The sequence below is a fragment of the Paraburkholderia adhaesiva genome (assembly GCF_021390575.1).
GTDB classification, from domain to species: domain Bacteria; phylum Pseudomonadota; class Gammaproteobacteria; order Burkholderiales; family Burkholderiaceae; genus Paraburkholderia; species Paraburkholderia adhaesiva.
In genome coordinates this window covers 1,399,623-1,411,759 of record NZ_JAJEJQ010000001.1, presented here as the reverse complement: position 1 = coordinate 1,411,759, position 12,137 = coordinate 1,399,623, and the positions used below count along the sequence as shown (strand labels likewise).

The following is a 12,137-nucleotide window of genomic DNA, read 5'->3' as shown; positions in this document are numbered from 1 at the left end:
GCTGTCAGGCGTGCGTTTCGACGGTCCACACACCATTGCGCTCGACCAGAACGCGGTCGCACGCGAATTCGTCGAGATCGTGCTCATGGCCCGGCAGCGCCTGGATCACAACCTCGCCCGCGTCGCGCAGGGCCGCTACGGCCGCGGACAGCGCCTCGTCATGACGCCACGGCGCGAGTATCGCGCTACTGCGCGCCTCTACCGGCGAAATGCGGGCCACCTCACGCAGATCGAGCGAGAAACCCGTCGCAGCGCGTGCCCGGCCATAGGCCAGGCCCACCTTGTCGTATCGGCCGCCGCGCGCAACGGCGTTCGGCACGCCGTCGACGTAGGCCGAGAACATCACACCCGTGTGGTACGCGTAGCCGCCCAGATCGGCGAGGTCGATCATCAACTCCGCGCCTTCGATCTCGCCGGCAAGGAACGCGAGGTCGTCCAGCGCACGAGCGATGCCCGGGAGCGCCGGCAGGCGCTTGCGCGCTTCGTCGATCACGCTCGCGTCGCCATAGAGCGACGGAAGCGCGCGCAACGCGTCGCGCGTCTGTGGCGCAAGTTCCGCCGTGAGTTCAGCGAGACCCGGCACATCCTTGCACGCGAGCGCTTCATAGAGCGCGTCGCCGAGCGCGGCGGCCGCCGGATCAGCGTCGATCAGCGCCGCGAGCACGCCCGCGTGGCACAGGTCGAGACGCACCTTTGCCAGCCCCGCGAGGCGCAGTGCATCGAGCATCAACTGCTGGATTTCGAGGTCGGCTTCGAGCCCCGCATGACCGTAGATTTCAGCGCCGGTCTGGATCTGCTCGCGCGTGGCGTGCAGGCCGCGCGGACGCGTATGCAGCACGTTGCCCGCGTAGCACAGGCGCGTCACGCCCTGACGGTTCAGCAGGTGCGCGTCGATGCGCGCGACCTGCGGCGTCATGTCGGCGCGCAGGCCGAGCGTGCGACCCGAAAGCTGATCGACGAGCTTGAACGTGCGCAGGTTCAGATCGCCCCCGCTGCCCGTGAGCAGCGATTCGAGATACTCGAGCAGCGGCGGCATGACCATCTCATAGCCGTACGCACGGAAGCGATCCAGCAGCCGGCGGCGCAGCTCTTCGATCTTGCGCGCCTCGGAAGGCAGCACGTCGGCAATATTTTCGGGAAGTAACCAGGTCGACATCGGTTGAGTCCTACCACTATCAAGGCGGCGCGCGAGGCGTAACGCTCGGGCCGCGGAACCGGAACGCGCGGACGGGCCGCGCGTGCGTTCGTTTGCAATCAGGTTGCGAGCATGAGGAGCACGAGTCCGAGTCCCATCACGATCAGTCCGCCGATCCGGATATGGTGCGGCGGCCGTTCCGCAATTTTACGGAAGGTGTCGCGCCATGCCGTCGGGAAAACAAACGGAAACATGCCCTCGATAATCAGCATCAGCGCGATCGCGAGCAACAGGGAGCCAGCTATGTCCATGCAGAAGAACATGCCGCGCGCGAGGCGCGGCGTCTCAATCGTCTCGTGTTATTCAGTGTCTGCGCGGTGCGGCAGGAGCCGTAACCGACGCTGCTTCGCCGTTCGGACCACGCATGAAGCGGAAGAAATCGCTCGACGAATCGACCACGACGACATCGCCCGGCTTAAACGTTTCGCGATACGCCAGCATGCTTTGGTAGAACTGATAGAACTGCGGATCGCGCCCGAACGCCTCGGCGGCGATGGCGGCAGCCTTGCCGTCGCCCTCGCCCTTGATCACCTGCGCCTGGTTGTTCGCGTCTGCGAGCACACCCTGCTGCTTGCGAGCGGCATCGTCCTTGATCTGCTGTGCGTCAGCGGCGCCCTGCGCGCGCTCGTCGGCCGCGGCCTGCTCGTGCGCGGCGCTCATGCGCTTGTAGACGGTGTCCGCAAGTTCCGGCGGGAAGTCGAGGCGCGTGAACTCGATGGCGATGACCTCGACACCGAGCGGGGTCGCCGCCTCGCGCAGCGCGTCGCGCGCGCCGCTCGCGATTGTGTCCTGCTTCGCGAGCGCGTCATTCAGCGTGACCTTCGCGAACGCGTCGCCGAGCGCGTCGCGCGAAAGCGAGGCAAGCCGGTCCGCGAGCGTCTGCGGGTCACCCTTCGTCGCCGTGAAAAGCTTGAGCGGGTCCGTGACGCGATAGCGGATCACGGGGCTCGCCAGCAGTTCGGTCTTGTCGGACGTCGAATAGCGGTCCGCATCCGGGCTGGCGATCGCCCGGACGCGCGTATCGATGAACGTCACGGTCTGGAACGGCGGCGGCAGTTTCACGTGGATGCCGGGTTCGGCGAGCGTCGCCGGACTGCCGCCCGACGATGCAACAACGCCGACGTGACGCGGATCGACGACGAACACCGACGACGACGCAACCAGCACGGCGACCACGACAACGACGACAAGCGCAATGATTCGGTTCATGGGTGCGCTCCGTTATTGCGTGTCGCTTTCGCGACCGCGGCTGCGGAACGCGTCGCGCGACCGGAACGACTCGCGCGCAGCCCCAGCCGGCTCGCTGGCCGACTGACCCGGCGCGGCTGCGCCAGGCTGCGCCGCGCCTGATGGCTCGCCACCGCCCGCGGCGGCAGGGGCCGAGGCCTCGGAACCCGCGGCTGCAGCGGCCGGCGCACCCGGAACGCCCGACACGGGCGCGGATGCTGCCGCGCGCTGGCGCGCCGACTCGACCAGGGTCTCAGCCGGCAGATTGATCACGTTGCTGCCGGACTTGCTGTCGACGAACACCTTCGTCGTAGTCGAGTAGATGTGCTGCATGGTCTCCATATACATGCGCTGGCGGATCACCGCCGGTGCCTTCGCGTATTGCTCGTAGACCCGCGTGAAGCGCTGGGCATCGCCTTGCGCCTGTGCCACTACGCGATCGCTGTACGCCTTGGCGTCCTCGATCATGTGTGCGGCGTCGGCCTGTGCACGCGGCAGCAACTGGTCGGCGTAAGCCTGTGCATCATGCTTCGCGCGCTCGCGGTCATGACGCGCACGCGTGACGTCGTCGAAGGCTGCCTGCACCTGGTCGGGTACCTGCACGCTCTGGATCGTCACGCCGGTCACGTTGAGGCCGGTCTTGTAGTCGTTGAGCGCGTGCTGAATGGTATCGGCGAGCTGCGCGCGGACCGGTTCGCGGTCGGCGAAAAGCAGATCGTGAGTGCTGTGCGTACCCGCCACCGTACGCACCGCCGACTGGGCGGCCTGGGTAACAGTGAGGTCGGGGTCGACGCTGCGGAACAGGTAATCGGTAGGCTGCTTTACCTGGTACTGCACAGTGAAGCGCAAATCGAGAATGTCGCCGTCGCGCGTGAGTACGGACGCGTCCCTCACGTTGGCCGGGCGCACGAGATTGTTGCGGCCGATCTCGACGGAGCGGACCAGACCGACGTTGACGACTTCGTGCGACTGGAACGGAAACGGCAGGCGCCAATGGACGCCCTGCCCGACGGTTTGACGATACTGCCCAAACTGGAGCACGACGCCCGCTTGCCCTTCCGGGATCACGAAAACGCCGCTGCCCAGATAGATGGCGATGAGCACACCGAGCACGATGCCGACGCCGACGCGTGCACCGTGACCGTTGTCCGGGCGCGGACCGAGGCCGCCTGGCCCCTTGCCCTTGCGGCCGAACAACGCCGAGAGGCGGCGATTGAAGTCGCGCCACATTTCGTCGAGGTCGGGAGGACCGTCGCCCTGCCCGCCGCCGTTATTCCCGTTCTTGCCCGGCGGGCGGCGCGGCTCGTCCGTACGCTGGCCATTGCCGTCGCCACGACCCCAACGCGGGTCGTTCAACGAGAGAATGGCGCGCACGCGCTGCCAGCCAGTCCGCTTGTTGTAATCGTTCACCTGAGTTCGTTCACCAGAGTAGACAGCGGGTCAATGCGTGCGGCTTTCGCCCGGTACTGTACCCGGTACCGCGCACGTAGCCGCACCGGTCAAATGGCCCCGGACGTGGCTCAGTGGCCGTGGTCCGAGCCGTGTTCCCCACCGGATTCAAATTCGCTGCGAAGTTCATGGGGTACCGCGTCCCAATCGTCGGCGGGCGATTGCACTGCTTGCGGCGCTTGCGCCGATTGCTGCGGTTGCTGCATTTGCCGCATTTGCCCTAACGACTGAGCCTCGCCGACAAGCGGCTCGCCAGTCGCGATTTCGGCGATGGCAGCACGCAGCGCATCCAGTCCGACGCCCGTGCGCGCGCTCAAAAAGACGCGCGAAATATTACCATATTCGTCCCGCTCGACCGTCCCGCCGCGGGCCGCCAGTTCGGGCACGGCATCGATCTTGTTGAACACGAGCACCTGCCGGATCGCGTCCGCGCCGATGTCATGCAACACCTCATTGACCTGATCGATCTGGTCGAGACGCACCGCGCTCGATGCATCGACCACATGCAGCAACAGGTCGGCTTGAACGGTTTCCTCAAGCGTCGCCCGAAACGCGGCAACCAGTTGGTGCGGCAATTCGCGAATGAAGCCAACGGTGTCCGACAGCACGATCTGCCCGACCTCGCCGCCCAGCCAGACGCGCCGCGAGGTGGTGTCGAGTGTCGCGAAAAGCTGGTCGGCGGCATACGCCTGCGCCTTGGTGAGCGCATTAAAGAGCGTGGACTTGCCCGCATTCGTATAGCCGACGAGCGACACCGACATGGTCTGGTTGCGCTGGCGCTGGCGGCGCTGCGTGCCGTGCTGGCGGCGCAGCTTCGCAAGGCGCCCCTGCAGCATCTTGATGCGCTCGCCAATCAGCCGCCGGTCGGTTTCGAGCTGTGTTTCGCCGGGACCGCGCAAACCGATACCGCCCTTCTGGCGTTCGAGGTGGGTCCATGCGCGCACGAGCCGTGTGGCGAGATACTGGAGCTGCGCGAGCTCGACCTGGAGCTTGCCTTCATGGCTACGCGCGCGCTGCGCGAAAATATCGAGGATGAGGCTCGTGCGATCCACCACGCGGCGATCCAGCGCTCGCTCCAGATTGCGTTGCTGGCCAGGTGACAGAGCGTGATTGAAGATGACGATATCGACGTCGTTCGCCTCACATGCGAGACGCAATTCATCGGCCTTGCCACTGCCAATGAACATGGCAGCGTCGGGGCTGGAGCGTCGGCCAGTGAGCGTAACCGCGGGATGCGCGCCCGCACTCCGTGCGAGCAGACTGAGTTCTTCGAGGCTGGCTTCGAAATCGGTCTTGCCGAAATCGATGCCGACAAGTGCGGCGTTGGTCAAATTAGCGGATGTCAAAATAAAAACGGCCGGTCCGGTTCGCCTGAGAGGCGCACCGGACCGGCCGGAACGTGGGTCAGGTCGCTTCCTGATCCGGGTGGAAATTCACCGGACGGGCCGGAACAACCGTGGAAATGGCGTGCTTGTACACCATCTGCGTAACCGTATTACGGAGCAACACAACGTACTGGTCGAACGATTCAATGTTCCCCTGAAGCTTGATGCCGTTGACGAGGTAGATCGAAACAGGCACGTGCTCCTTGCGCAGCGCGTTCAAAAACGGGTCTTGTAACAGTTGCCCTTTGTTGCTCATAGCAAACTCCGTATTTTTTTGCAGGTTTAACTCGGACTGGCGCCGAAGAAAAAGAAATCCGGCGTCAATCGCTACACTATAGCTGATTCTCGTTCAGCCGCGAGGCTCATGGCCGTCCGGCCAGGACGGGCATGCGCGGCAACGTACACAGCTCAGTTTTTCTCGGTATAGGGGTTCGTCGAAGAACGAAACTCTATGCGCAATGGAGTCCCGGTCAGCGAGAAAGTTTCCCGGAAGCGGTTTTCCAGGTAGCGCTTGTACGTCTCCGTGACCGCGTCGAGCGCATTACCGTGGATCACGATGATGGGCGGGTTCTGTCCCCCCTGGTGCGCGTAGCGCAGTTTCGGACGAACCGGGCCGCGACGGCGCGGCTGCTGGAACTCCACAGCCTCGATCAGCGCCCGCGTAAGGCGCGGCGTGGGCAGTTTGGCCATCGCAGCGGCATAAGCGGAATCCACCGAGCGCATCAGCGTGGCGATGCCGAAGTTCTCCGTCGCCGAGATGAAGTGGAACTTCGCGAACTCGAGAAACTTCAGCTTGCGCTGCAGGTTGTGCTTGATGCGCTCGCGTGCGTGCTCGTCGAGACCGTCCCACTTGTTCACGCCCACCACGAGCGCGCGGCCCTGCTCCACGACGAAACCGGCGATGTGCGCGTCCTGATCGGAGATCTCCTGCTGCGCGTCGAGCATCAGGATGACGACGTTGGCGTCCGAAATCGATTGCAGCGTCTTCACCACCGAGAACTTTTCGATGGCCTCGAACACCTTGCCGCGACGACGCAGACCCGCCGTGTCGATGAGCGTGTACTTCTTGCCGCCGCGCTCGAAGTCGATATAGATCGAGTCGCGCGTGGTGCCGGGCATGTCGAAGGCGATCACGCGGTCTTCACCGAGCAGCGTGTTCACGAGCGTCGACTTGCCGACGTTCGGACGCCCGACGATCGCGATCTTCACGCCATGCTTTTCGGCCTCCTCTTCAGTTTCTTCCGGCTGATCCGCGTAGGCCTTGTCGAGCGCCTCGTTGATCATCTCCGTCACGCCGTCACCGTGAGCAGCCGAAATCGCACGCGGGTCGCCGAGGCCCAGCTCGTAGAAGTCAGCGGCAACGGCGCTGTACTTCATGCCCTCGGCCTTGTTGACGACGAGGTAGATCGGGCGGCCGGTCTTGCGCAGATAGTCGGCAATGTGTTTGTCCTGCGGCGCAAGCCCGTTGCGGCCGTCACAGATGAACACGACGATGTCCGCCTCTTCGACCGCCTGGCGCGTCTGACGCGCCATCTCGTGCAGGATGCCGTCCTTCGCGACGGGCTCGAAACCGCCCGTATCGACCACGAGGTAGGGACGATCGCCCACGCGCCCCTCGCCGTAGTGGCGGTCGCGTGTGAGGCCGGGCAGATCGGCCACCAGCGCGTCGCGCGAGCGCGTAAGCCGGTTGAACAGCGTGGATTTCCCCACATTGGGGCGCCCAACAAGGGCGATTACGGGTTTCATCTGATCTTTTCTACGGTAAGGCGCGGCGCCCGGTGGTCCGGCGCACTGCGCGGCAACGCACTGCGTTTGCAGGGTTGCGTCAGTTGCAAATTATCACGAATTTCGCCCGACGCCCGGGCGACGCGTGCAGCACACAGCCACACTGGCTTGAGCCCACGTCGGGCAGACGGATGGACCAAAGACGAGCGGCCGACGCTCTCTTTCATCCCGTGAGCTCAAAAACGCGCGCGGCCGGCATGAGCCGGCCTGGATCGGGCACCGCACGGTCTTGCCGTCCCGCCACCCGCGCGGGAAGGGTTCGACCGGGGCTCGAACACTACGCGTAGACAACTACCCTTCGAAACACCTGGCTGCGCAGGCCCGGCGTCGTTGTCGAATGGCGCTTACTGCGGACGCAGCCCGTACAGCCCGCCGCCCTTCGTCTGGACGACGAGCGTATTGCCGGCCAGAACCGGAGCGGCCGTGATCGGATTGCCGTCGGTCTTCACACGCGCCACGAAACTGCCGTCGTCAAGCGACAGGAAATGCACATAGCCCTCAAAGTCGCCGAGCACGACCGCGTGGCCGAGCACCATCGGCACGCTGAGGTCGCGACTCTTGAGCTTGTCGGTGCTCCAGGACTGCGTTCCCGTCGATACACCGAACGAGCGGACAACCGACCAGTCGTCTGCGCCGACCACGCTGTCCTCGTTCTGGGCAATTCCGCTCACGCTCGAGAACGGCTTCGTCCACATCGGACGACCCGAATTCGCGTCGAAGCAACCCAGTTGACCCTGGAACGTGACCGCGCACGTCGTCGCGCCAACGAGCGTGGGCGGACCGCTCACATCGTTGATACGCTCAACTTCCGTCACGCCCTTCGGATAGGACACCGGCGTTTCCCAGAACACGTCGCCCGTCTGCAGGTTGATCGCCGCGAAACCGCCGCCCGGGAAGCCCGCGAGCACGGCCTGGTCGCCAGCGAACGTCATGCCCGCGGAAACCCGCAGGTTGAGCGGCACGGCACGGTTGCGATAGGCCCACTTCTGTTCGCCGGTCTGCGCGTTGAACGCGACGATCTGACCGTCGATGGTGCGCACGATCACGAGCCCGTTGCCGACGAGCGGCGGCGAGATGATTTCGCCCGGCGCCGTGGCTTGCCACGAGAGCTTGCCATTGGCGTCGAGCACGTAGACCTCGCCCTTCAGGCCGCCGACGGCGGTGAAGTTGCCGTCACTGCCCACACCGGCCGACAGGTCGCCCTTGAGCTTCGTGCTCCAGACTTCCTTGCCGGTCTGCGCGTCGATCTTCACGACCGAACCGTTCTCGCCCGCCGCAAACACGGCGTCGCCGACAGCAACCGGCGCGAAGAGATAGCGGCCGGCCTTGCCGACGCTCGCCTTCCACACCTGCTGGACGTTGAGCACCGGCTTGAACTCGGTGAGCGGCACCGGCACGCGGCGCTCGTCCTTGGTCGACGAGCAGGCCGCCATTGCAAGGACCGTCATCGCGCAGACGGTGGGCACAACGTATCGTTTCAGCAGATTCATCGGTGAGCGAAGCATGAATGGTATTGGTTTAGTGAGATTCGCGGCGCGCGTGCGCCTTAGCCGCCGAGCGCGTCCAGCTTGAACTGGATCAGTTGACGCCCGGACGTGTCGCTCTTCGGCAAGGTGTCGAGCGCGAGCTGGTAGGCTGCGCGCGCTTCGTCGCGCTTGCCCTGCGCGGCGAGCAGGTCACCGCGGCCGTCCGCGACGATACCCTTGAACGGACCCGAATCGGGCTGCGGAATCAGTGCGAGGCCCTGGTCGTAGGCCTTTTCGTCAAGCAGCAACGCCGCGAGACGCAGCTTCGCGATCTGGCGGAATTCGTCGTCCTTCGCGTGGTCGGCGGCCCATTGCAGCTGCGCCTTCGCGCCCGTCGTGTCGCCCGCTGTGTAGAGCGCCTTCGCGACGGCAAGGGCCGTCATCTGTGCGTATGCGGTGCCGCCGAAGCGGTCTTCCATGTCGGACGCAACGCGCGTGAGCATCGCCTTGTCGTTTCCGCCCACGGCCTGCTGCACCTGGTCGTACAGCACCGACGCCTCTGCCGCCTGACGGCGCTGCCAGAAGTTCCAGCCGTTCCACGCGGCGAGCGCGAGCAGAGCGATCAGCACGATCCACGTAGTGAGATTCCCCCACTGCGCCCACCATGCCTTGAAGCTCTCGATCGATTCCTGTTCGTCGTGGTAACTCATCGCGTAGCGATTCCTTCTCTTTTATCCAGCCTGTCGTCTCGCGCGCCTGATCCGCAAATCAGGCACGTCGAGGGTGTTGTGCAGGTGTTTTCTGCCTGACGCGATCAGTCGTCGCCGTCTTCGGCGGATGCAACCATCGCATTGATTAGATATTCGGTCAAGTCTTCGAGCGCGATGGTTTGCTGCTCGTTGCGCGCGTCAGCGGCCACGCCGCGCAACGGCTTCACGCCGACCACACCCTTCGCCACCTCGTCCTCGCCAAGCACCACCGCAAATGCAGCTCCGCTCGCATCCGCGCGCTTCATCTGCGACTTGAAGCTCGCAGACTGGCCGTCGGCGCTGCAGTGCAGGATCACGTCGAGGCCAGTGTCACGCAGACGCTCTGCCACGATGAACGCCTGATCGCGCGCCGCGTCGCCTTGATGGACAACGTAGACATCGCAACCTTCGTCTTGCGGCACGAGGTCGTCTTCCTTGAGCAATTCGAGGATGCGCTCGACGCCCATCGCCCAGCCGCAAGCCGCCGTCGGCTTGCCGCCCAGCTGCTCGATCAGCGGGTCGTAGCGGCCGCCCGCCGCGACGGTGCCCTGCGCGCCGAGCTTGTCGGTGATCCATTCGAACACGGTCAGATTGTAGTAATCGAGACCGCGCACGAGACGCGGATTGATCGTGAACGGAATGTTGTTCGCCTTGAGGATGCGCTGCAGCCCTTCGAAGTGCGCGCGCGAGTGGTCGCCCAGGAAGTCGATCAGCTTCGGCGCGTTGTTCGCGATTTCCTGCAGCGCGGGGTTCTTCGTGTCGAGCACGCGCAGCGGATTCGTGTAGAGACGGCGCTTGCCGTCTTCGTCGAGAAGTTCAACGTGCTGCTCGAGATACTTGATCAGTTCAACGCGATGGGCGGCACGCTCTTCAGCGAGACCCAGCGAGTTGATTTCAAGCTTGATGCCGGTGAGACCGAGGTCGTCCCACAGACGCTGGCACATCAGGATGATTTCCGCGTCCGCATCCGGGCCCGCGAAGCCGAGCGCTTCGACGCCAACCTGGTGGAACTGGCGATAGCGGCCGCGCTGCGGACGCTCGTGGCGGAACATCGGGCCGACGTACCACAGACGCTTCGGGCCGTCGTAGAGCATGTTGTGCTCGATCGACGCGCGCACGACCGCAGCCGTGTTCTCCGGACGCAGCGTGAGATTCTCGCCGTTCAGCGCGTCGGTGAAGCTGTACATTTCCTTTTCGACGATGTCGGTCACTTCACCGATACCGCGCGTGAAAAGTTGCGTGTGCTCGAGGATCGGCGTGCGGATGTTCTGGTATCCGTACGAACGGAGCATCGACTTCACGGTCGTTTCGAAGAAGTCCCACAGCCCTGCGTCCTGCGGCAGGATGTCGTTCATGCCCTTCACGCCGGTCAGCTTCTCGGGCTTTCTTTTCTGTTCAGTCATCTGATTACGATTGGCGATATTCGGTTGTGCGTGGCGCCGGTGCGTTACTGCTCGCTCGCGGCCGGTTGCGTCAGGCGGTGGCTTCGGCCTTGCCGTACTTGCGCACGACGTAGTCGCTCACGATCTGCTGGAATTCTTCAGCGATGTGCTCGCCGCGCAGCGTCTTCACTTTCTCGCCGTCAATGAACACCGGTGCAGCCGGGTTCTCGCCCGAACCGGGCAGGCTGATGCCGATGTTCGCGTGCTTCGATTCACCGGGGCCGTTCACGATGCAGCCCATCACGGCGACGTTCATCGTCTCGACGCCTGGATATTCGGAGCGCCACACGGGCATCTGCGCACGCAGATAGTTCTGGATCTGCGACGCGAGTTCCTGGAACAGCGTGCTCGTCGTGCGGCCGCAACCCGGACATGCGATGACCATCGGCGTGAACGAGCGCAGGCCCATGGTCTGCAGGATTTCCTGACCGACCACGACTTCACCCGTACGCGACGCGCCCGGTTCCGGCGTGAGCGAGATGCGGATCGTGTCGCCGATGCCTTGCTGCAGCAGCACGGAAAGCGCCGCCGTCGACGCGACAATGCCCTTCGAGCCCATGCCCGCCTCGGTCAGCCCGAGGTGCAGCGCGAATTCGCAACGCTTCGCGAGCTGCTGGTACACGGCGATCAGATCCTGCACGCCACTGACCTTGCACGACAGGATGATCTTGTCGCGTCCGAGGCCGAGTTCGACTGCGCGTTCCGCCGACCCGATCGCCGACTGGATCAGCGCCTCGTACATCACGCTCTGCGCTTCCCACGGCTCGCTGCGCGCGCCGTTCTCGTCCATCATCCGCGCGAGCAGGTCCTGATCGAGACTGCCCCAGTTCACGCCGATGCGCACCGGCTTGTCGTACTTCGCCGCGGCCTCGATCATCTGCGCGAACTGCGTGTCGCGCTTGGCACCCTGACCCACGTTGCCCGGGTTGATCCGGTACTTCGAGAGCGACTCGGCACAGCCCGGATAGTCGCGCAACAGCAGGTGGCCGTTGTAGTGGAAGTCGCCGATGAGCGGCACCGACACACCCATGCGATCGAGCTGCTCGCGGATTGCCGGAACTGCCGCCGCCGCCTCGGGCGTGTTGACGGTGATCCGGACGAGTTCGGAACCGGCCTGCGCCAGTTCCTTGATCTGAATAGCGGTGCCAATTGCGTCAGCAGTGTCGGTGTTCGTCATCGACTGCACGCGCACCGGTGCGTCGCCGCCGACCGTCACGAGGTTGCCGCCCCAGCGCACGTGAACGCCGTGCGACTTGCGGCGCGGCGCGTGGCCGCCGAGGATCGGTTCAGTCGAACAGATCTGGCTGGTGCTGGACGGAAATTGCTGTTCAGTTTGCATCGGGAAACCCATTTACACCTCGCGCGCGACAAGAAATGCAACCGCGCGCGAATTGATCAAGCTGAAAAACGTTGCGGCCGGCGAATCGTGAACCACGTGA

At 64.5% G+C, this 12,137-nt stretch carries 11 protein-coding genes; all 11 read right to left on the bottom strand.

Translation table 11 applies throughout. The annotated features are described in order from the left end of the window. Positions 1-4: 4 nt before the first annotated feature. The 11 genes from L0U80_RS06325 to ispG all read right to left on the bottom strand — a co-directional run bounded on the left by L0U80_RS06325 (position 5) and on the right by ispG (position 12,037). Positions 5-1,156, bottom strand: coding sequence for an ATP phosphoribosyltransferase regulatory subunit (locus L0U80_RS06325; protein WP_233863122.1), 1,152 nt, complete (start codon positions 1,154-1,156; stop codon positions 5-7). Positions 1,157-1,254: 98 nt separating this feature from the next. Further along, on the bottom strand, positions 1,255-1,446 hold the full coding sequence (locus L0U80_RS06320) for a DUF2065 domain-containing protein (protein ID WP_028210024.1): 192 nt from the start codon (positions 1,444-1,446) through the stop codon (positions 1,255-1,257). Positions 1,447-1,498: 52 nt separating this feature from the next. Then, positions 1,499-2,404, bottom strand: a complete 906-nt coding sequence (gene hflC / locus L0U80_RS06315) for a protease modulator HflC (RefSeq protein WP_233863121.1) — start codon at positions 2,402-2,404, stop codon at positions 1,499-1,501. Between the two features lie 12 nt (positions 2,405-2,416). After that, on the bottom strand, positions 2,417-3,832 hold the full coding sequence (gene hflK / locus L0U80_RS06310) for an FtsH protease activity modulator HflK (protein WP_233863120.1): 1,416 nt from the start codon (positions 3,830-3,832) through the stop codon (positions 2,417-2,419). Positions 3,833-3,942: 110 nt separating this feature from the next. Next, positions 3,943-5,217: a GTPase HflX gene (hflX, locus tag L0U80_RS06305; protein WP_373322114.1), complete on the bottom strand. Its 1,275-nt coding sequence runs from the start codon at positions 5,215-5,217 to the stop codon at positions 3,943-3,945. Positions 5,218-5,275: 58 nt separating this feature from the next. Next, complete coding sequence (gene hfq, locus L0U80_RS06300) at positions 5,276-5,512, bottom strand: RNA chaperone Hfq (RefSeq protein ID WP_233863118.1); 237 nt, start codon at positions 5,510-5,512, stop codon at positions 5,276-5,278. A 152-nt stretch (positions 5,513-5,664) separates the two neighbouring features. Beyond that, the gene (gene der, locus L0U80_RS06295; protein WP_233863117.1) at positions 5,665-7,002 is read right to left on the bottom strand and encodes a ribosome biogenesis GTPase Der; all 1,338 of its coding nucleotides are present in this window, start codon (positions 7,000-7,002) and stop codon (positions 5,665-5,667) included. Between the two features lie 383 nt (positions 7,003-7,385). Beyond that, a complete protein-coding gene (gene bamB, locus L0U80_RS06290) occupies positions 7,386-8,531 on the bottom strand; it encodes an outer membrane protein assembly factor BamB (protein WP_233863116.1) in 1,146 nt (381 codons plus the stop codon). Positions 8,532-8,587: 56 nt separating this feature from the next. Continuing rightward, entirely contained in the window at positions 8,588-9,217 is a 630-nt protein-coding gene (locus L0U80_RS06285) for a tetratricopeptide repeat protein (RefSeq protein ID WP_233863115.1), read from the bottom strand. Positions 9,218-9,321: 104 nt separating this feature from the next. Further along, positions 9,322-10,659 (bottom strand): histidine--tRNA ligase, encoded by a 1,338-nt coding sequence (gene hisS / locus L0U80_RS06280; protein ID WP_233863114.1) that lies wholly within the window; start codon positions 10,657-10,659, stop codon positions 9,322-9,324. Positions 10,660-10,729: 70 nt separating this feature from the next. Beyond that, positions 10,730-12,037 carry a flavodoxin-dependent (E)-4-hydroxy-3-methylbut-2-enyl-diphosphate synthase gene (gene ispG, locus L0U80_RS06275; RefSeq protein WP_233863113.1) on the bottom strand — a complete coding sequence of 436 codons (1,308 nt, stop codon included), beginning with the start codon at positions 12,035-12,037 and terminating at the stop codon, positions 10,730-10,732. Between the last annotated feature and the right edge of the window lie 100 nt (positions 12,038-12,137).